Below are 19,613 nucleotides of genomic sequence, written 5' to 3'. Positions count from 1 at the left end.
GAGCCGGAGCACCCCTACACGCAGGCGCTGCTGGCGGCGGTGCCGCGGGTGGAGGTCTCCCGGGCCCAGCGCCGCGCCCAGGACCGCGCCGACCGCCTGGAGAAGGAGAAGCGCGAGGGGACCGTCACCGACCCGGCGAAGTTCGAGGCGTTCACCCCCGCCTCCACCGACGGCGAGCCGCTGCTCAAGGTCGAGGACGTCGCCCAGCGCTTCAAGGTGCGCGGCGGGGCCATGGGCCGCTCCACCGACTTCTGGGCCGTCAACGGCGTCAGCTTCGACCTGTACAAGGGCGAGACGCTGGGGATCGTGGGCGAGTCGGGCTCGGGCAAGAGCACGCTGTCGCGGATGGTCATGCGCCTGCTGGAGCCCACCCGGGGCCGGGTGGTCTTCGAGGGCCAGGACATCACGCACATGTCCGAGCGCGCGCTGCGTCCGTTGCGGCGTGATGTGCAGATGGTGTTCCAGAACCCGTACTCGTCGCTGAACCCGCGTGTGACGGTGGGCGACGCGATCGGGACGGCGCTGCGGGTGCAGGGCGAGCGCGACACCAAGAAGATCAAGCGCGAGGTGCAGGAGCTGCTGGACCGGGTCGGGCTCCAGCCGAGCCACTACAACCGGTTCCCGCACGCGTTCTCGGGCGGTCAGCGCCAGCGGATCGCGATCGCGCGGGCGCTGATCCTCAAGCCCAAGCTGATCATCTGCGACGAGCCGGTGTCGGCGCTGGACGTGTCCACGCAGGACCAGGTGCTGCGGCTGCTGTCGGAGCTGCAGGACGACTTCGGGCTGACCTACATCTTCGTGGCCCACGACCTGGCGGTGGTGCGCCAGGTGAGCGACCGGGTCGCGGTGATGCGCAAGGGCGAGATCGTGGAGCTGGGCGACAGCGACTCCATCTACGAGAACCCGCAGAGCGACTACACCCGACAGCTGCTGGCGGCCGCTCCGCTGTTGGACCCGGACGAGGCCCGCAGCCAGCGCGCCGAGCGCGAGGCGCTGCGAGCCCAGGCCGTCTAGGGCCTGTTCTCCGAACGCCCTCCCGCCCCACCGGGGGTTCGCAGGGCCCCCGGCCCCGCCTTCAGGGGGCGCCGGGCACGGACCGAAGCGCAGTGGAGATTCGGGAGAACACGGTCTGATACACCGGGCCACGACGGGGGCCGGTCCGCGATCCGCGGGCCGGCCCCCGTCGGCGTTCGGCGGGACCCTCAGAACGCCGCGGGCGGGCGGCCGGTGGCGGCGGCACAGAACAGGTCGGCCAGCTCGCGGCCGTAGGCGTCGGGGGAGACGCCGGGCCGCTCGCGCAGGACGGCCGGGGCGCCCCGCAGCGCGGCGAACAGCACGTCGGTGAAGACCTCCGGGTCGAACCCCCGGAACTCCCCGTGCCGCTGCCCCTCGGTGAGGAAGCCGATCAGCTCGGCCCGCCCGGCCAGCTCCTCCGCGTCCAGCTCGGCGCGCAGGGCCTCGGGCAGCGTGGCGGCGGACACGATCTCCCGCCGTGCCGCCATCTCCTCGGGGTTGCTCGCGCAGTAGGCGACGTTGCCGGTGATGATCCGGCGCAGGCCGTCCTCGAACCCCTCCAGCGGCTCCTCCCCGCCCTCCATGGCCTTGTCGAGCCGGGCGGCGATGTCCTGCATGACGCGCCGGATCAGCCGCTCCTTGGTCTTGAAGTGGTAGGTGATCAGGCCGGGACTGATCGACGCACGCCCGGCGATGCGCACGAACGACGCCTTGGCGTACCCCTCGTCCGCGATGGTCGCGATGGCGGCGCGCACGATCTGGTCGCGCCGGGCGGCCTCCACGAACGTCTCCCCGGACCCCTCCGACTCATTTCCTGGTTGCATGTACAGGATCCTATATGCTCAACTAGGAGTGAGTCCACCACAGGAGGGTCCATGGAATCCGGAACCGTGGCGCTGACACGGGTCACCGCGCTGGCCGGCGAGGACCTGGCGCCGCTCGACGGCGCCGTCGTCATCGAGGGCGGCCGGATCGCCGCCGTGGGCGCGGCCTCCGTCCCCGCCGGGGCCCGCGAGGTCCCGATGCCCGGGTGCACCGTCCTGCCCGGCCTGGTGGACACCCACGTCCACCTGGGCGCCCCCGGCGGCCGGGGCCCGCTCGCCACGGTCCGGGCGATCGCCGACCACCTGCGCTTCCAGCCGGGCAAGCGGCGGGCCTTCCTCGCCCACGGCGTCACCACCGTGTGCAGCCTGGGCGACGAGAACACCTGGGTCCACGACCTGCGCCGCCGCGCCGCGGACGGCACCCTGCCCGGCCCGCGCGTGCGCATCGCCGGACCGCTCTTCACCGCGCCGGGCGGCCACCCGGTCGCCACCATCGGCGCCTCGCCCGGCGACGACTGGGTCCGCGTCCCCCGCAGCCCCGGCCAGGCCCGCGAACAGGTCGCGGCACTGGCCGGCGGGGACGACCCCGTGGACGTGGTCAAGGTCGTCCAGGACCGGGGCGACCCCGCCCGGCGGTCGCTGGAGCCGATCGCCCCGCCCGTACTGGCCGCCATCGCGGACGAGGCGCACCGGCACGGCGTCCCCGTGGTCGCCCACTGGGGGACCCTGCCGGACCTGGCCGAACTGCTGGAGGCCGGGGTCGACCACCTCCAGCACCTGGAGCCGCGCGGGCCGCTGGCCGGCTGGCCCGCCGAGATGCTGGAGGCCATGGTGGCGCGCGGGGTCACCCTCGCGCCCACCCTCGCCGTCACCGAGGCGGCGCTGGACGCCGACACCGCACGGACCCTGCGCCGCCGCGTCCTGGAGTTCCACGAGGCGGGCGGCACCGTGCTGGCGGGCAGCGACAGCGGCATGCCCGCCGTGCGCCCGGGCGCGGGCCTGGTCCGCGAGATCGAGCTGCTGGCCGCCTGCGGCCTGGACCCGGCGCAGGCCCTGGCGGCCGCCACCACCGGGCCCGCCCGCACCCTGGGCGCCGGGGCCCCGCTGGCCCCCGGCGCCCCCGCCGACCTGCTGATCGTGCGCGGCGACCCGCGCACCGACCCCGGCTCCCTGCGCCGGGCCGCCCTGGTCGTGCGCGACGGCCGCCCGGTCGCCCGCCGCCGACCCCGCCGAGGAGGGACACCGTGAACACCGAGGAAAGAGTGAACGTGACCGCCCAGCCCCCCGCCCCGCCCGCCGTCGTCCGCCACGGTGCGGCCTACCACCTGTCCGTGTGGGGCGTCCTCCTGCCGCTGGGAGCGGCCGCGGGCGGCCTGCTGTCCCTGCTCCCGGGCCGGCTGCTCGCCCTGCCCGACTGGGTCCTGGCCCTGCCGTTCCTCCCGGGGGCGGACAAACTCGAACTGCTGGCGGGGGTGAGCGGGCCGATCCTCACCGCCGTCCTGACGGTCATCGGCGTGGTGGCCGGGTGTTTCCTGGCGCTGATGTCGTACGACGAGGTCATCACGGTGGAGGTGGACGGGGAGGCCGTGCGCGTCACCGCCTCGGGGGAGACCGCGGAAGTCCCGCGCGAGCGCTTCGGGACCGCCTTCCTTGACGGCCGGGAGCTGGTGGTCCTGGACGCCGGCACCGCCGAGGCGGTGCGGGCCCGGACCGACCACAAGGCGAAGCGGCTGCGCGCCGCCTTCGAGGCGCACGGCTACGCGTGGTCCGAGGGCGACCCGCACGCCGACGCGTTCCAGCGCTGGCTGGACGGCACCCCCGACCTGGACGCCCGCACCCAGGCGCTGCTGCGCACCCGCCAGGAGGCCCTGGAGCGCAAGGACGCCGACGACGCCGCCGAGCTGCGCGCCGCGCTGGCCGACCGGGGCCTGGTGGTGCGCGACCGGGAGCACCGCCAGTACTGGCGGGCCCTGCCCGGCCGCGAGGTCTGACGCCCGCCCCCGCCGGTCAGGTGCCGACGGTCCCGCCGTCGTCCTTGCGCACCGCCACCACCGCGCAGCGGGGGCGGCCCTGCGGGTCGAACCCTGGCCAGTTGCCGACCGCCCGCGGGTCCTCCGCGGTGGGCTCGCCCCAGCGGGCGTCGGAGGATCCCGGCCCGCGCACCGCCACGAACAGGGTGCGCTGGTCCGGGGTGGCGCCCACCCCCGCGATCCCGCACCCGCGCGGTCCGGTCATGAAGCGGCGCACCCGTCCGGTGTCCGGGTCGGCGCACAGCAGGGCGCTGTTGCCCAGCTGCTCGCGGCCGTCCTCCCTGCCCAGGCCGGTCACGTCGGTGGTGATCCACAGCCGCCCGTCCGCCCCGGAGAACACCCCGCCGGGCGAGGCGAACCCCGTGCCCTGCCCCGCCCGGGCGAACTCCCGCCAGGCCAGGACGGTGGCGGCGTGGTCCATCGACCCCTCGGTCCAGGCCAGCAGCCGGCCGCCGCCGCCCTCTCCGGCCTCGGGCAGGTACACCTCCCCGGTGCGGGGGTGGACCGCCGGGCGCCCCGGCCCCCGGAACCCGGTCGCCCCCACCGCGGCGGCCGCCCGGCGGGCCCGCAGCAGCACGGCGGCCTGGTCGGCGAACCCGTCCCGGGCGGTCAGCCCGGTACGGCCGTGGGCCAGCGGCAGCCAGGTCCCCGTCCCGTCCGCGTCCAGCCGCAGCGCGTACAGGGCGCCCTCGTCCAGCGGGCTCGCGGACGGTCCGCGCACCTCCCTCCAGGGGCGGGCGGCGACGAACTTGTACACGTGGGCGTCGTCGGTCATGTACACCACCGGGCGCCCCAGCGATCGGGCGACGACCAGCCCCCTGTGCCCCAGCCGCCCCAGCGCGGTGCGCTTGGCGGGCGGGCCCTGCGGGTCGAACGGGTCGATCTCCACCACCCAGCCGAACCGGTCGGCCTCCCCGGGCGTGCGGGCCAGGTCGAACCGGGACAGGTGCCGGTGCCAGCCGCGGGCGGAGTCCGCGGCCAGCCCGTAGGCCTCGTGGTCGGGCCGCGGGCGCCAGGAGGGGTCCCGGGTCCCGAAGGCGTCGGCGAAGGCGTCCTCCCCGGTCAGGTAGGTGTGCCAGGGGGTGGCCGCGTACGCGGACCCTCCGGTGGTGCCCAGCGGTTCGGCCCCGGTGTCCAGGGCCCCGTGCCCGGCCAGGGGGCCGGAGAACACCACGGGGGTGTCGGCGGTGATCCGCCGGTTGAGCTCGTCGCGCGCCATCCGCCAGCGCCCCTCGGACAGCTCGACCCGCACCACGGTCGCCCCCAGGGAGGCGATCTCCTTGGCGGCGCGCTCGGCGGTGTCGGCGCGGCCGCCGTCGGGGTGCAGCAGCGCCGGGTCCAGCGCGGCGTGCCCGAGCACCAGCACACCGTTGCGGGTGCCCTCGCGGGAGGGGCCCAGCGGCAGGTAGTGCAGACCGCTGTGCCCGGTGCCGACCTGCTGCCCGGCGTGGGCGGCGGTGTTCGAGGCGTCGGGCAGCCAGGCGGGCCCGCCCGGGGCGATCGGCGCGCCCCAGGGCAGCAGGACGCGGGCGGTGTACCCGGCCGGAACGGTCACCCGGTCGGTGCGGGTCACCGGGACCTCGGTGAACCCCGGGGCCCCGTCGTCGGGGGCGGCCAGGGCCGGGACGGGCGTTCCGCCCAGGGCGGCGGCCAGGGTCCCCGCGCCCGCGGCGCAGAGCAGGCTGCGCCGGGACACGGCGGGTGCGGCCGCGGCGGTCGGCCGGGTGCGGTCGGGCATGGTCCCCTCCCGGGGGTGTGTCGCGCTCGCGACGAATCTCTCCAATAGTGATGAGATAACCACACAGAGTAACCAATTGCCCGCAGGCGGGACTCGCGTCGCGCGGAGGAAATAAAAACGGTTATCATTTCCTTCTAGGGTGCACAGCGGCCCCGCAGTCCACAGGTGAAGGAGAGTCCCATGGCGCGCAACGACGTCCGCCCCATCATCAAGCTCAAGTCCACGGCCGGGACCGGATACACCTACGTGACCCGCAAGAACCGGCGCAACAACCCCGACCGCCTCACCCTGCGCAAGTACGACCCGGTGGTCCGCCGCCACGTCGACTTCAGGGAAGAGCGCTGACCCCGCGCCGCACCCCGGCCGCCACCGCGTACACGCACCCCGACCCCGGAAAGGGCACACGGACATGAAGAAGGGCATCCACCCCGACTACCGGCCCGTCGTCTTCCGCGACCGCGCCGGCGACTTCGCCATCCTCACCCGGTCCACCCGGACCAGCGACAAGACCGTCGAGTGGGAGGACGGCAACACCTACCCGGTGATCGACGTCGAGATCTCCAGCGCGAGCCACCCGTTCTACACCGGCAACGCCCGCGTCGTGGACACCGCTGGCCGCGTCGAGCGCTTCAAGCGCCGCTACAACAAGTAAGAGAAACGGTGACGGCGGGGCCCGCGGGCCCCGCCGCCGAACATTCCAGGACAGGACACGATGGCCGTACCCAAGCGCAGGATGTCGCGCGCCAACACCCGCACGCGCCGCTCGCAGTGGCGGGCGAAGACCCCCGACCTGGTGCCCCTCACCCTGGGCGGGCGCGAGTACCTCGTACCGCGCAACCTGGTCCCGGCCTACCGGCGCGGACTGCTGCCCCCGCCGGCCTGACACGGCCCGGCCCGAGGCCGTCCGGCCCGACACGGCCCCGGGCACGGGGGCGCCCGCCGGGCGCCCCGTCCGCGTCTCCGGGGCGCCGCGCGCCGGGGCGGCCGGGAGGCGCCGAACGGACCGCGCGAAACGCCCCCGTCCCGGTGCCCGTGCACTCCCGCCGTCGGGCAGGCTGGTGGGGTGACGACGACCGCCACGGGGGCCCCGTCCCCCGGACCCACCACAGTGCGCGCTCCGCGCAGACCCGTCGACCTCCTCGTGGGGGTCGGCGGACTGTGCGTGATCGCGGTGATCCTGCTCGCCGCCCGGGCCGCCACCGACGGCCAGGCCGGCCCCGACGCCCTGCGCTCCCTGCTGCCCACCGGACCGCTCTTCCTCGCCGCGCTGGGCGCCAACCTCGCCCTCATCGTCCTGGTCTGCGCCTCGGTCCTGATCACCCTCTTCACCGGGGCCCTGCGCGACCTGCTGCGGGCCGGCGCGGCCGCCGTCGCCGCCTACGCGCTCACCTCCCTGGTCAACGCGGTCCTGTACACGCTCATCGGCCCCGACCGGGTCCCCCCGGGCCTGCCCGGCGCCCCCGGCGACCTGTTCACCGGCGCCACCCTGGGCTATGTCGCCGCCGCCCTGGCCTACCTCCTCACCATGCCGGCCGGCCAGCCCCGCGTGCGCTCCCTGCTGTGGGCCGCCACCGCCACCGCGGCCGCCTGCGCCCTGCTGGCCGGGGTCACCAGCCTGCCCGCCCTGCTGCTCACCGCCGTCGCCGGCGCCACCTGCGCCGGGCTGCTCGGCTACGCCGTCGGCGCGGGCACCCCGCCCCCCGCCGACGACGCGATCCGCGCCGAGCTGCGCCGGTTCGGCCTGGAGCCCGCCGACGTGGTCCCGGCCGGGACCGACCCCGAGGGCGACCCCCGCCACCTGGTCGAACTGGCCGACGGCGGGCGCGCCGAGGCCGTCGTGCTCGGCTCCGAGAACACCGCCGGGTTCTGGCGGCGGCTGCGCGACCTGCTGCTGCTGCGCGGCCCCTTCGCCCCCCGCATGCTCTACGGGGTGCGCCGCCGCGCCGAGCACGCCGCCCTCATGGCCCACGCCGTGCGCGACGCCGGGGTGGCCACCCCCCGGGTGCTGGCCGTCGGCGAGCCCCGGCCCGGCACCGTCCTGCTGGTCCGCGAGCTGCCCGGGGTCCGGCCCCTGGACGACCTGGCCGAGGAGGAGTTCACCGACGCCCTGCTCGACCGCTGCTGGGAGGCGCTGGGACGGCTGCACCGGCACCGCATCGCCCACGGCGACCTGCACGGGGCCACCGTCGGGACCGACCTGGAGCACGGGGGGATCGTGTTCACCGGGGTGGGCCGCGGCTCGGTGGCCGCGCCGCCCCTGACCGTCTCCCTGGACTCCGCCGCCCTGGTCGCCCTGCTGGCCACCCGGGTGGGCGCCGAACGCGCCGTCGCCTCCGCCGTGCGCGCCCTGGGGGTGCCCGCCACCGCCGCGATCCTGCCGTTCCTGCAACCGCCCGGCCTGCCCTACCCGCTGCGCCGCGCGCTGCGCGCCCGCAAGGGGCTCATCGGCCGGCTGCGCGAGGCGGTGGTCGAGGTCGCCCCCGAGGCCCCCGCCGAACCGGCGCGGGTGGAGCGGATGCGGCCGCGCACCGTGGTCAGCGTCATCGTCGCCACCGTGGTCGGCCTGGTCCTGCTCTACCAGCTCACCGGCGTGGACCTGAGCGCCGTCGGCCGGGCCGACCCGGGGTGGGCGCTGGCCGCGTTCGCGATGTCCACCGTGTGCATGGTCGCGGCGGCGATGGTGCTCATCGGCTTCGTGCCGGTCAGGCTGCCCTGGTGGCGCAGCGTGCTGGTGCAGTACGCGGCGTCGTTCGTGCGCATCGCCGCCCCGGCGGGGCTGGGGTCGATCGCCGTCAACACCCGGTTCGCGATCAAGGCCGGGGCGTCCACCCCGCTGGCGCTGTCGGGGGTCGGGCTCGGCCAGCTGGTCGGGCTGCTGGTGCACGTGCCGCTGCTGCTGGTGTGCGCCTACCTGACCGGGACCTCGTACTGGACGGGGTTCACACCCTCGCCGACGGTGGTGACCATCGCGATCGCCGTCACCGTGCTCGTCGCGGCGGTGCTGCTGGCGCCGCGGCTGCGCCGGGCGATCGCCGACCGGGTGCGGCCCTACCTGCGCGGGGTACTGCCCCGGCTGCTGGACACCCTGCAACGGCCGGCCTCCCTGGCGATCGGGCTGGGCGGGACCGTGCTGCTGACGGTGGCGTTCGTCCTGTGCCTGTACTTCTCGGTGCTGGCGTTCGCCCCGGACGCCGCGCAGGTGAGCCTGGTGGCGGTCGCCGTGGTCTTCCTGGCCGGGAACGCGGTCGGCTCGGCGGCGCCCACCCCGGGCGGGCTGGGCGCCGTGGAGGCCGCGCTCATCGGCGGGCTGACGACGGTGGCGGGGGTCCCGGCGGCGGTGGCGCTGCCCGCGGTGCTGCTGTTCCGGGTGCTCACGTTCTGGTTCCCGGTGCTGCCGGGGTGGGGGGCGTTCTCCTACCTCCAGCGGCGGGAGGCCGTCTGAGGGGCCGGTAACCTGGAGGAACGCCGGAAAAGTACCCATCCGTGCGGTTTGTCACAGAAGTCCGCGCGCGGTCGCGGCGGCGGTTAGTCCTGATTTAAGGTCGGATAAGTAGGAAATAACCGACCGGAACCGTGCAAAGGACCCCGACGATGCGCCGCCTGACCCTCGCCGCCCCCACCGCCGCCGCCGTCCTGGCGGTGGCCGCCTGCGGCGCCCCCTCCGAGAACGCGGCCGCCCCCGCGGAGGGCACCGAGGTCCTCACCGTCGGCGCCACCGCGGTCCCCGCGGGCGACATCCTCGGGTTCGTCGACGCCGAGCTCGCCGCGGACGCCGGCCTCGACCTGGAGATCGTCGAGTACTCCGACTACATCGCGCCCAACGCCGCCCTGGCGGAGGGGCAGTTGGACGTCAACCTGTACCAGCACGAGCCGTTCCTGCTGGAGTACAACGAGGGCAACGGCACCGACCTGGTCGCCGTCGAGCAGGTCTACCTGCCGCCGCTGGGGCTGTACTCCCGCACCGTCGACGCGGTCGACGACCTGCCCGAGGGCGCGGAGGTCGCGCTGCCCAACGACCCCACCAACGAGTTCCGCGCCCTGCTCCTGCTCCAGGAGGGCGGCCTCATCACCCTCTCCGAGGACGCCGACGCCGCGACCTTCTCCCTGGACGACGTCGAGGACAACCCCAAGGACCTGGTGTTCCGCGAGGTCGAGGCGGCCCAGCTGCCGCGCTCGCTGGACGACGTGGACGCCGCCATCGTCAACAACAACTACGCCCAGGAGGCGGGGCTGGACTTCCAGGAGGACTCCATCCTGCTGGAGGCCTTCGAGGACAACCCGTACGTGAACATCCTGGCCGCCCGCGCCGACAACGCCGACGACCCGCGCATCGCCACCCTGGTGGAGCTGCTCACCTCGGCCGAGACCGCGGCGTTCATCGAGGAGGAGTTCGGCGGCAGCGTCATCCCCGCCGTCCAGGGCTGACCCGCGCCCCGGCGCCCGCCCGCCCCCGGGCGGGCGCCGGGGGCGGCGTGTCACCGGGGCGGGGTTGAATGGCCCGCATGAACGCACCGGAGACCGCCCGCCGCCTGCCCGCGCCCGACCGGGTGCGGGACCTCTCCCGCAGGATCGCGCTGCTGGAGTTCCTCATCGCCCCGGACAGCCCCTACCGCAAGCACGCCTTCCGCACCGGCCGGCGCCCCGGGTGGGATCTGGCGACCATGGCCAACGGGGGAGGGGACGACTACGCGATCGCCTTCTCCGACACGGCCGCGGTGATCCGCTGCTTCGACCACGAGTCGCCGATGAGCCCCTACGCCAACGACGGGGAGCACCGGCCGGGGACCGTCGACGCCCTGCCAGCGGAGTTCGCGGACATCCTCGCCGACCCCGGCTTCAACGGCGGCGACCCGCTCTCGGTGAGCGCGCTGATCTGGTGGCGGGACGGGTCGGACCGGTGGGGCACCGGTGTCCCCGGCGACATGGAGGACGGCTCCGGGTGGCTGCTGGAGGGCCTCTTCCATCCGGACCCCGAGATGCACTACCGCGACCACTTCCAGGTCTACTACGGGCGCCCCCTCGACGAGTTCGCCGTGGTGGACGCCGTCCTGGGCGAGCCGACCGAGGAGACCGCGGCCCTGCTGAACCCGGACGCCGCCGACCCCGCCGACCTGCTGCGCAGGGCCCTGGAGTCGGTGGGCCGGGCGGGGTAGGTCAGGCGCCGCGGGTGATGGCCTCGGCCTCGACCTCCGCGGGCTCGGGGCCGTCGTCCACACGCCGCAGGACCCGGCGGCCGGCCAGGGCGATCAGCGCGGCCACCGCCACCGATCCGGCGGCCGCGTAGAGCGGGGCACCGGGGGAGACGGCGACCGCGATCGCCGATGCGGCGGGCGGGGCGACCGCGCCGCCCAGGAAGCGGACCGCGGAGTAGGCCGAGGACGCCACGGACCGGGGCAGGTCGCTCGCCTCCATGACGCACTCGGTGAGCACGGTGTTGAGCACGCCCAGCAGCAGCCCGCCGACGATGACGCAGGTGATCAGCCCGGGCCGCGAACCGATGAGGGCGCCCGCCGCCACCAGGTCCGCCGCGAGCAGCAGCAGGGTGGCCCACAGGACGCCGGTGCGCGGCAGCCGCCGGGTCAGCAGCGGCGCGCCGAACACCGAGGTGACCGCCAGGCCCAGGCCCCAGCCGAAGAAGACCAGGCCCAGCCCCGTCTCGTCCAGGCCCAGCGGGAAGGGGGTGTAGGCCAGCAGGGCGAAGAACCCGATGTTGTAGAACAGCGCGATCAGGGACAGCACCAGGAGCCCGGGCACCCGCAGCGCGGCGAACGGAGCCGACAGCGGCACCGGGTCGCCCTTGGGGACGGTGTCCCCGCGCAGCAGCACGGCGATGGTGAGGAATCCGACCGCCATCAGCACCGCGGTGCCGAAGAACGGACCGCGCCAGCTGACGCCGCCCAGCAGCCCGCCCATCAGCGGCCCGGTGGCGATGCCCAGGCCCAGCGCCGCCTCGTAGAGCACGATCGCGGCGGCGGATCCGCCGCTGGCGGCTCCGACGATGGTGGCCAGGGCGGTGGAGATGAAGAAGGCGTTGCCCAGGCCCCAGCCCGCGCGGAACCCGATGACGGCCTCCACGGTGTCCCCGGAGCCGGCGGCCGCGGCGAACACGACGATCAGCGCGAGCCCCGCGAGCAGCGTCCGCTTGGCGCCCAGGCGGCTGGAGACCCAGCTGGTGACGAGCATGGCCAGGCCCGTGACCACCAGGTAGCTGGTGAACAGCAGCGAGGTCTGGGTGGGGGTGGCGTCGAGGCTGCGCGAGATCGCGGGCAGGATCGGGTCGACCAGCCCGATGCCCATGAACGCGATCACGCAGGCGAACGCCACGGCCCAGACGGCCCGCGGCTGCCTGAGGAGGGACGGCGCCTCCGGGGTGGACACGGTGGGTGTTGCGGTCTCCGCCACCATGGGGATACGGCTCCTTCACGGGTTCCGGTGGGGAGGACGGCGGCCTTGCGGTCGGGGCCCTCACGGGAATTCATATAGGTAACCTATGTTAATCCCCGCGCATTCCCCGGCGCGCACCGGGGGAGCCGGTCAGCCCTCGCCGCGCCGCAACCGCCCGTCCAGCAGCGCCACCGCGTCGGCCAGCAGGGCGCGCTCGTGCTCGGAGAGGTCGTCGAACAGCGGCAGCAGCGCCTCGCCGACCCGGCGGCGCCAGTCGTCCAGCGCCTCGGCGCCCGCCGGGGTCAGCTCGTGCAGGTGCGCCCGCCCGTCCGCCGGGTCCGGCCGCCGCAGCACGTACCCCGAGGCGTTCAGGGACTCCACGATCACCGTCATCGTGGGCTGGCGCACCCGGCAGAACTCGGCCAGCACGCCCAGCCGCAGCGGCCCCTTCTCCTGGAGCACGCTCAGCGCCCGCCAGGTCGCCGGGGAGGTCCGCTCCCCGGTCTCGTGCGCGGCGTAGCGCGCCAGGCGGTTGCTGATGTTGATCACGCGCACCAGCAGGCGGGCGACATCCGGGTCGTTCACACGGTCAGCCTAGTCGCGCGCGGTCTCCGAGAGCCCGGCGTCGTGGGCGATGATCGCCGCCTGCACCCGGTTGCGCACCCCCAGCCGGGCCAGCACCGCGCTGACGTGCGTCTTGACCGTGTCCTCGGCCAGGTGCAGGGTGCGCGCGATCTCGGCGTTGGAGGCCCCCGAGCCCAGCTGAGCCAGCACCTGGCGCTCGCGCGGGCTGAGGGTGTCGAGCCGGGCGTGGGCGTCCGCGCCCCGGCGCCGCCGGAAGCCCTCGATGACCCGGCCGGTGACCTTGGGCGACAGCACGGCGCCGCCCGCCGCCACCGCCCGCACCCCGGCCAGCAGCTCGCGCGGGGGAGAGGCCTTGAGGAGGAACCCGCTCGCCCCGCCGTCCAGCGCCCGGGCCACGTACTCGTCCCGGCCGAAGGTGGTGAGCATCGCCACCGCCGTGGCCGGGGAGGCCGCGCGCACCGCCTCGATCGCGGCGAACCCGTCCACCCCCGGCATCTGGATGTCCAGCAGCGCCACGTCCGGGCGCTCCCGCGCGGCCAGGTCGGCCGCCTCCCGGCCGTCGGCGGCCTCGCCCACCACGGTGATCCCCGGGTCGGAGCCCAGGATCGCCGCGATGCCCGACCGGATCAGCGATTCGTCGTCGGCCAGCAGCACCCGGATCATCGCGTCCCCTCCCCGTTGAGCGGTACCTCGTCCTTGGCGGCCAGCCGGTCCTGCGCGAAGCACAGCCGGTACGCGCGCCCCGCGCTCCCGGGCCACCCCGTGCCGGAGCGGTAGTGGACGCACTCCCAGCCGGAGGGCGCCACCGCCTCGGGCGGGTCGAGCATGGTCCGCGGCGGCAGCAGCGGCTCCACCGCGGAACGCGGCGCGCCGACCTCCAGCCCGGCGTAGACCGGCGGCGGCAGCACGGCCCGCGCCGACGCGGACGCGTAGTACCCGGACCAGGCCAGGACCACGAGCAGCAGCAGCGCGGCCGGGACGGCGGCGGCCTGCACCGCCGCGCGCCGGGCCCGGCGCGCGGCTCCGCGCCGCCGGTCGGACTCCGAACCGCCCGGTCCGGGCACGGGGTCCGGCCGCGCGGGGAGCCGGGCCGCCACGCGGAAACCGCCGTCCTCCCCGGGCCCGGCCTCGAACACACCGCCCGCGGCCGCCACCCGGTCGCGCAGCCCGGCCAGCCCGCGCCCGCCCGAGGCCGGTGCGGGGCCGCCCCGGCCGGGGGCGCTGCGCACCGCCACGGCGAACCCGCCGTCCCCCGTCCGGGAGGTGTCCACGGCCACCGCCGCGCCGGGGGCGTGCTTGACCGCGTTGGTCAGCGCCTCGCGCACCACGACGTGCGCGAGGACGCGCACCGGGGGCGCCATGTCCTCCCACAGCTCCGCGCCGGCCGCCGACACCTCCACCGACGCGCCGCGCGCCCCCGCCAGCAGCTTCTCCAGGGCGTCGGGGCCGACCGCTTCGCCGGACTCGGGGAGCCCGCCGCCCGGGGCGGACCCGCTGGCGGTCCCGGGAGCCCGGTGCTGCGCCGTGCCGTCGGTCTCCGTGCCGGATCGGTCGGCGACCCCGGGAGCCCCGTGCTCGGCCGGGCCGTCGGGGTCCGTGGCGGGCCCGTCGAGCAGGCCGATGATCTCCTGCAACCGCTCGACCGCGCCGATGGCCCCGGCGCCCAGCTCCGCGGCGCCGCGCCGGTAATCCTGCGGCGACAGGCCCTCGGCCACCTCCAGGGCCCCGGCCCGCACCGCCAGCAGGCTGAGGTCGTGGCCCAGGGAGTCGTGCATGCGCGCCGCGATCCGCTCCCGGGTCCGGGCGCGCTCCCGGGCCGCCACCAGCGCGCGTTCGCGTTCGAGCAGCTCGGCCCGGCGCCATCCCAGGTCGGTGACCTCCGACCGGTACCGCAGCGCACGCCCCACCAGCCACGGCAGCACCGTGCACAGCACCGCGAACCCGGCCTGCGCGGCGGTGAGCGTCGGGTCGGCCCCCCGCACGAGCGCCGCCGCCGGCCAGGCCGCGGCGCACACCCCGGCGAGCACCGCCCCCGGGCGCCCGTACGGGCCCCACCGGCCCGCGGCCGCGGCGGCCGCCGCCACCGCGAGCGAGGGCCAGGGCAGGGCGGACGGATCGGTCACCGGGAACGCGCACGCGGCCGCGGTCGCCGCGGCCAGCAGTCCCGCCCGAAGCGTGTCGGGCCCTCGTCCTCTGTGCACCGGCCCAGGCTACGCGCGCCCCGGCCCCGGCCGCCTCACCCGAAAGTGCCGGTCGCCCGCCCCACCCGCACCCGTTCGGGGGAGGCCCGCCCCCGGGCCCGGGACCTACCGTCCTCCGCATGCCCTTCAAGAGCACCGCCCTCGCCGCCGCGGCCCTGGCCTGCCTGGCCGTCCTGGCCCCGGCGCCCCCGGCCTCCGCGGCCCCGGCCGGACCCGCCCCCGCCGAACTGGACGCCTTCGTCGCCGACCACCTGGAACGCACCGGCCTGCCCGGCGCGGCCTTCGCGGTGGTCCATGGCGACCGGGTCGTGCACACCGGCGCCCACGGCCGCGACGGCCACGGCCGCCCGCTGCGCACCGACACCCCGCTGCCCGTCGCCTCGCTGAGCAAGTCCATGACGGCGCTGGCCGTCCTGCGCCTGGTCGAGGAGGGGGCCCTGGACCTCGACGACCCGGTGCGCGAGCACCTGCCCGGGTTCGCCACCGCCGACCCCCGCGGCGCGGACATCACCGTCCGCCAGGTCCTCGACCAGAGTTCGGGGCTGCACGACCTCGGCCTGCCCGACGGCCCCGAACCCGCCACCCTCGCCGAGGCCGTGGACCGCCTGTCCGGAGCCCGGCTCGCCGCGGCCCCGGGCCGGGAGTGGAACTACCACAACCCCAACTACCGCGTCGCGGCCCGCCTGGTGGAGACCGTCACCGGCGAACCCTTCACCGCGTACCTGGAGCGCGCCGTCCTGGCCCCGGCCGGGATGGCCGACACCCGGTCGGCCTCCGACGGGGCCCGGACGGCGCCCGGCCACTTCCGCGCCTACGGCCTGAACCTGCCCGTGGCCGAGCCCGCGCACTTCGCCACCGGGTCGGGCGACATGGTCTCCACCGCCGACGACATGGCCCGCTGGCTGCTGCTCCACCTCAACGGCGGCGCCGTCCCGGGCGGGCCCCGCGTCGTCTCGCCGGAGACGGTGGAGGAGGCGCACACGCCCTCCGCGCCCAACGGGCGCACCGGGCTCGGCTGGATGCGCCGCGGCCCCGCCGACGGGGCGTCCCGGGTCCAGGTCTGGCACGGCGGCACGAACTCCACGCACACCGCCTACCAGGTCCTCGTCCCGGAGACCGGGTACGGCGTGGCCGTCCTGACCAACGTCGGCATCGCGCTCACCGAGGAGGACACCTGGGCTCTGGCCGAGGGGCTGATCGACCTGACCGAGGGGCGGACACCCGCCCCGGCGGACTCGGTGCTGTGGAAGGTGGACGCCGTCCTGGGCGCGGCCACCCTCGCGGTGCTCGCCCTGGGCGTGCGCGGGGTGCTGCGCGCCCCGGCCTGGGCGGCGGCCCGCGCGGGCCGGCCCCGGTGGCGGGCGGCGGTCCGCCTGGCGCCCTACGCCCTGCCGCCGCTGGCCCTGGCCGCCTTCGACCCGGCGGTGACGTTCGTGATGGGCGGACGGGAGGGGACCTGGCTGCAGCGGTTCTACGGCGTCCCCGCCGAACTGGTCCTGCTGGTCTCGGCCGCCCTGGTCTGCGCCGCCGTGGCGGGCACCCGCCTGTGGCGCCTCCGCCGACGCCCCGCGGAGGCGGTGTCCGCGGCCCCCGGGGCCGTGCCCTCCCCCTGAACGGCGGATGGTGCCCGCGCCCCGGGGGAGAGCGGGGCGGGGCACCGTGTCCGGCCACCGGGGCGGGGCGCTACCGGCACATGTGCTCAGAGGGACGGGGCGGCCGACCGCGCCTCGCGGGGGAGGGCGTCGGGAGCGGGGACGGTCTGCGCCCCGCCCGTCCCCCGGAGCGGCTCGAACGGCCGCAGCCCGTGGACGCGTGAGAACCAGAGGGCCAGGCCGGCGGTGGACACGAGCGTGAGCGGCACCGAGATCAGGAGGGTGGCGGGGTCCACCGCGCCCTGGTCCAGGGACGAGGGGCTGAACGGCGCCGCCAGGAGCAGCGTCAGGTTGTTCGCCGTGTGCACGGCGATCGCCAGCTCCAGGCCCCCGCTCTTCCACACGAGGAAGCCCATGCACAGCGCGAAGACCGCGATGTCCACCTGGCCCACCCAGTCGTAGCCGTGCCCGAGCATGAACAGCGGCACCGGGAGCACGATCCCCCACAGGGGCGAGCGCAGCCAGGTGCCCAGGACCTGCTGCGGCAGGCCCCGGAACGCGTACTCCTCGGCCGCGCACTGCAACGGCACCAGCGCGACGCAGACCGCGAGCCCGGCGACGAGCATGGCGTCGAACCGCGGCACCGCGGCGTCGTCCGGCGGGTCGAGCAGGAACGAGCCCCAGTACACGGCCGCGTAGAGCGGTACGAGGACGGCGGCCGCCCTGAGCATCATCGACCAGCGCAGCCGGCCCGCCACCGAATGCAGGATCCGCGAGCGGCCGCCGCCCCAGCGCGCGCCGAGGAGGACCGCCGGGATCATCAGGGCCAGCATCCCGAAGGTGAGGAGCATGTCCGTCGGGTTGTCCAGAGCGAAGGTGTCGAGGTCCGACGGCTCGGGCAGCCACGGCACCAGCAGCGAGGCCAGCATCAGGGCCCCGGAGGCCAGGAGGATGAGGACGACGAACACGGCCAAGGCCACGGCGACGGTCGTCAGCGGCCGCCACCACCGGGGCGTGCGGCGTTCGAGGCGGGTGAGCCGGTGGTACGGCAGCGCCGTGGGCGGGCGCAGGTGCGGGGGCGGCGGGGGAGCGGTTTCTGTGGTCATGCCCTCAGAGTGCGGGCCCGCGCCGGAATGCGGATCGTGCGTTCGGACCAGGTGCGCGCCTCGGCCGAGGGGAGGAGGCGCCTCAGCCGAACGGTTGATCCGTCCGCTCGGTTCCGTCCCTAGGATGGCGGCGTGACCGAATCCGAGACCCCGGCGTCCGGCTCCGCCGCGCACCGGGCCGGAGCGCGCCGGAGACGCCCCTGGGTCCGCGCCGTGCTGGTCTCGGTGCTGTGCAGCCTGGTGGGGCCGTTCCTCTTCCTCATGGTGCTCGGCTTCCAGCTCGAGGAACTGGAGCCGCGCCACCCCGTGACGATGCTCGCGTTCACGCTGGTGGACGCACTGGTGGGCCTGGTCGCCTGCATCGCCGTGGGACCCGTCCGCCGGTCCACGGCCGGCAACGTGCTCCTCATCCTGGCCGGGATCGTCAGCACCTGGGCGCTGCCCGCGGGTGCCGTCGCGATCGTGCGGCTGGGGGCCCGGCGCTCCTACCCCCTGGCCGGCCTGGTCATGGCGGGCACGGTGGGCGCGGGCACGGCGTTCTCGTGGCTCTACGCCGACCTCACCGGGATCCCGCAGGAGCCCCTGCTCTTCGTGGTCCCCGCCCTCGCGCTCTGCACGGCGGTCCCGCTGTTGTGGGGCTACGCCCTGGGCACGCGGGAGGCGCTGCTGGCCAGCCTGGAGGAGCGGGCCGAGGCCGCCGAGCGCGCCCGGGTCGCGACGGAGCGCGGCCGCAGCGCCGACATCGCCCGGACCCGCGCCGAGGAGCGCAACGCCATCGCGCGGGACATGCACGACGGCCTCTCCCACCAGCTCGCGATCATCGCCATGCACGCGGGCGCCCTGGCCTACCGCTCCGACCTGCCGCCGGACCGGATGAGCGAGGCGGCCCGCACGGTCAGGGACGCCGCGGCGGACGCGAACGGCGTCCTGCGCGAGGTGCTCTCGGCGCTGCGGGCCGTCGGGGACGACGGCCCGTCGCACCCCGACACCGCGCCGCTGCCCGCCCCCGGGGCCGTCACCGACCTGATCGAGGAGGCGCGCGCCGCCGGACGGCCGGTCGAGGCGCGATGGCACGGGCTGGCCCCCGAAGACCTCGGATCGCTGTCCCCCACGACCGCCGTGTCGCTGGCGAGGATCACCTCCGAGCTGCTCATGAACGCGCGCAAGCACGCGCCGGGGGAGCCGGTGACCCTCGTGTTCGCCCGCGAGGGCGACGAGCTGTCGGTGCGCGCCTCCAACCCCCTGGCCGGCGGCGCGCCCCCGGCCCAGGGCACCGGGCTCGGGCTCATCGGTGTCGCCGAGCGCGCGCAGCTGCTGGGGGGCACCACCGGGTACGGTGGCGTGGGCGACCGGTTCGAGGTGGAGGTGAGGGTCCCGTGGCGGCGTTGACCGGGGGCTCGGAAGAGCCCGCCGTGCGGGTGCTCATCGTGGACGACGAGGCGCTGATGCGCGCCGGCCTGCGGCTGATGGTCGACGGCACCGACGGCATCGCCGTCGTGGGCGAGGCATCGGACGGGGCGGGGGCGGTGGCCCAGGTCGCGGCGCTGGACCCGGACGTGGTCCTCATGGACGTGCGCATGCCCGGCACCGACGGCCTGGAGGCCATCCGGGAGCTGCGGGCGGCGGGCTCCCGGGCGCGCGTCATCGTCCTGACCGCCTTCGACACGGACGACTACCTCCTGGAGGCACTGCGCGGGGGCGCGGTGTCGTTCCTGCTCAAGGAGTCCCCGCCGGAGACCGTGGTGACGGCGATCCACGACGCGGCGCGCGGCCGACCGGTGTTCTCTCACGGTGTCCTGTCCCGGCTCGTGGCGTTGGCCGCGGCCAACGGCGGGGCCGGGGGCGGGGCGGCGGAGGCCGCGGACCCGGACCCCGCAGGACCGCCAGGGTACGTGACCTCGCGGGAGTGGGAGGTCGGACGGCTCGTCGCCGAGGGCCGGACCAACGCCGAGATCGCCGAGGAGCTCGGCCTCAGCGTGGCGACGGTGAAGACCCACCTCGGCAACCTGTACGCGAAGCTGCACGTCACCAACCGGGTGCAGCTGGCGATCCGCGTCCTCGAACACACGGCCCGCGCCCCCGGCGGCCCACCGCCGGGCTGACCCCCGGGCGGGTGGGCCGGGTGTCGGGGCCGCCGAC

The 19,613-nt window shown here is 76.1% G+C and carries 19 protein-coding genes; 12 read left to right on the top strand and 7 right to left on the bottom strand.

Annotated features, from left to right (window positions below):
* The coding region (locus ABZ249_RS20055) for an ATP-binding cassette domain-containing protein (protein ID WP_355264977.1) at nucleotides 1-1,014 on the top strand (1,014 nt) is incomplete at its 5' end.
* A gap of 188 nt (nucleotides 1,015-1,202) precedes the next feature.
* Here the strand turns inward: ABZ249_RS20055 and ABZ249_RS20050 are convergent.
* Nucleotides 1,203-1,838, bottom strand: coding sequence for a TetR/AcrR family transcriptional regulator (locus ABZ249_RS20050; protein ID WP_355264974.1), 636 nt, complete (start codon nucleotides 1,836-1,838; stop codon nucleotides 1,203-1,205).
* A gap of 51 nt (nucleotides 1,839-1,889) precedes the next feature.
* Between ABZ249_RS20050 and ABZ249_RS20045 the strand changes: the two genes are divergently transcribed.
* A complete protein-coding gene (locus ABZ249_RS20045; RefSeq protein ID WP_355264971.1) occupies nucleotides 1,890-3,086 on the top strand; it encodes an amidohydrolase family protein in 1,197 nt (398 codons plus the stop codon).
* A complete protein-coding gene (locus ABZ249_RS20040; protein WP_355264992.1) occupies nucleotides 3,083-3,829 on the top strand; it encodes a hypothetical protein in 747 nt (248 codons plus the stop codon). The genes ABZ249_RS20045 and ABZ249_RS20040 overlap by 4 nt, the downstream gene beginning before the upstream one ends.
* Before the next feature lie 16 nt (nucleotides 3,830-3,845).
* Here ABZ249_RS20040 and ABZ249_RS20035 read toward each other — a convergent pair whose 3' ends face one another.
* Nucleotides 3,846-5,606 (bottom strand): alkaline phosphatase PhoX, encoded by a 1,761-nt coding sequence (locus ABZ249_RS20035; protein WP_355264968.1) that lies wholly within the window; start codon nucleotides 5,604-5,606, stop codon nucleotides 3,846-3,848.
* 180 nt (nucleotides 5,607-5,786) lie between these two features.
* Between ABZ249_RS20035 and rpmG the strand changes: the two genes are divergently transcribed.
* The 6 genes from rpmG (at nucleotide 5,787) to ABZ249_RS20005 (ending at nucleotide 10,759) form a co-directional block, all read left to right on the top strand.
* Nucleotides 5,787-5,951 (top strand): 50S ribosomal protein L33, encoded by a 165-nt coding sequence (rpmG, locus tag ABZ249_RS20030; RefSeq protein WP_220562022.1) that lies wholly within the window; start codon nucleotides 5,787-5,789, stop codon nucleotides 5,949-5,951.
* A 64-nt stretch (nucleotides 5,952-6,015) separates the two neighbouring features.
* Nucleotides 6,016-6,258: a type B 50S ribosomal protein L31 gene (locus ABZ249_RS20025; protein WP_220562021.1), complete on the top strand. Its 243-nt coding sequence runs from the start codon at nucleotides 6,016-6,018 to the stop codon at nucleotides 6,256-6,258.
* A gap of 60 nt (nucleotides 6,259-6,318) precedes the next feature.
* Entirely contained in the window at nucleotides 6,319-6,489 is a 171-nt protein-coding gene (gene rpmF / locus ABZ249_RS20020; protein WP_355264964.1) for a 50S ribosomal protein L32, read from the top strand.
* A gap of 180 nt (nucleotides 6,490-6,669) precedes the next feature.
* Complete coding sequence (locus ABZ249_RS20015) at nucleotides 6,670-9,048, top strand: lysylphosphatidylglycerol synthase transmembrane domain-containing protein (RefSeq protein WP_355264961.1); 2,379 nt, start codon at nucleotides 6,670-6,672, stop codon at nucleotides 9,046-9,048.
* A gap of 149 nt (nucleotides 9,049-9,197) precedes the next feature.
* Entirely contained in the window at nucleotides 9,198-10,031 is an 834-nt protein-coding gene (locus tag ABZ249_RS20010; protein ID WP_355264958.1) for a MetQ/NlpA family ABC transporter substrate-binding protein, read from the top strand.
* A gap of 77 nt (nucleotides 10,032-10,108) precedes the next feature.
* The gene (locus tag ABZ249_RS20005; RefSeq protein ID WP_355264955.1) at nucleotides 10,109-10,759 is read left to right on the top strand and encodes a hypothetical protein; all 651 of its coding nucleotides are present in this window, start codon (nucleotides 10,109-10,111) and stop codon (nucleotides 10,757-10,759) included.
* 1 nt (nucleotide 10,760) lies between these two features.
* On the opposite strand, the gene ABZ249_RS20000 is transcribed toward ABZ249_RS20005, so the two are convergent.
* The 4 genes from ABZ249_RS20000 to ABZ249_RS19985 form a co-directional block, all read right to left on the bottom strand.
* Nucleotides 10,761-12,011: an MFS transporter gene (locus ABZ249_RS20000; protein WP_220562017.1), complete on the bottom strand. Its 1,251-nt coding sequence runs from the start codon at nucleotides 12,009-12,011 to the stop codon at nucleotides 10,761-10,763.
* A 129-nt stretch (nucleotides 12,012-12,140) separates the two neighbouring features.
* Entirely contained in the window at nucleotides 12,141-12,575 is a 435-nt protein-coding gene (locus tag ABZ249_RS19995) for a MarR family transcriptional regulator (RefSeq protein ID WP_220562016.1), read from the bottom strand.
* A 9-nt stretch (nucleotides 12,576-12,584) separates the two neighbouring features.
* Nucleotides 12,585-13,238 carry a response regulator transcription factor gene (locus ABZ249_RS19990; protein ID WP_355264951.1) on the bottom strand — a complete coding sequence of 218 codons (654 nt, stop codon included), beginning with the start codon at nucleotides 13,236-13,238 and terminating at the stop codon, nucleotides 12,585-12,587.
* Nucleotides 13,235-14,776: a histidine kinase gene (locus tag ABZ249_RS19985; RefSeq protein WP_355264948.1), complete on the bottom strand. Its 1,542-nt coding sequence runs from the start codon at nucleotides 14,774-14,776 to the stop codon at nucleotides 13,235-13,237. The genes ABZ249_RS19990 and ABZ249_RS19985 overlap by 4 nt, the downstream gene beginning before the upstream one ends.
* 119 nt (nucleotides 14,777-14,895) lie before the next feature.
* Here ABZ249_RS19985 and ABZ249_RS19980 point away from each other — a divergent pair, with 119 nt between their 5' ends.
* Nucleotides 14,896-16,389: a serine hydrolase domain-containing protein gene (locus tag ABZ249_RS19980; protein WP_355264945.1), complete on the top strand. Its 1,494-nt coding sequence runs from the start codon at nucleotides 14,896-14,898 to the stop codon at nucleotides 16,387-16,389.
* A gap of 86 nt (nucleotides 16,390-16,475) precedes the next feature.
* Here ABZ249_RS19980 and ABZ249_RS19975 read toward each other — a convergent pair whose 3' ends face one another.
* Entirely contained in the window at nucleotides 16,476-17,474 is a 999-nt protein-coding gene (locus ABZ249_RS19975) for a type II CAAX endopeptidase family protein (protein ID WP_355264942.1), read from the bottom strand.
* A 132-nt stretch (nucleotides 17,475-17,606) separates the two neighbouring features.
* Here ABZ249_RS19975 and ABZ249_RS19970 point away from each other — a divergent pair, with 132 nt between their 5' ends.
* Together ABZ249_RS19970 and ABZ249_RS19965 are read left to right on the top strand one after the other, a co-directional pair.
* Entirely contained in the window at nucleotides 17,607-18,863 is a 1,257-nt protein-coding gene (locus tag ABZ249_RS19970; protein WP_355264939.1) for a histidine kinase, read from the top strand.
* The gene (locus ABZ249_RS19965; protein ID WP_355264936.1) at nucleotides 18,851-19,576 is read left to right on the top strand and encodes a response regulator transcription factor; all 726 of its coding nucleotides are present in this window, start codon (nucleotides 18,851-18,853) and stop codon (nucleotides 19,574-19,576) included. The genes ABZ249_RS19970 and ABZ249_RS19965 overlap by 13 nt, the downstream gene beginning before the upstream one ends.
* Nucleotides 19,577-19,613: the final 37 nt, after the last annotated feature.

Origin of the sequence: Nocardiopsis sp. NPDC006139 (assembly GCF_040614155.1) — a bacterium.
GTDB classification, from domain to species: Bacteria; Actinomycetota; Actinomycetes; order Streptosporangiales; family Streptosporangiaceae; genus Nocardiopsis; species Nocardiopsis changdeensis.
Note: the sequence above shows the minus strand (reverse complement) of the source record. Positions and strands in the feature narration are given on the sequence as shown.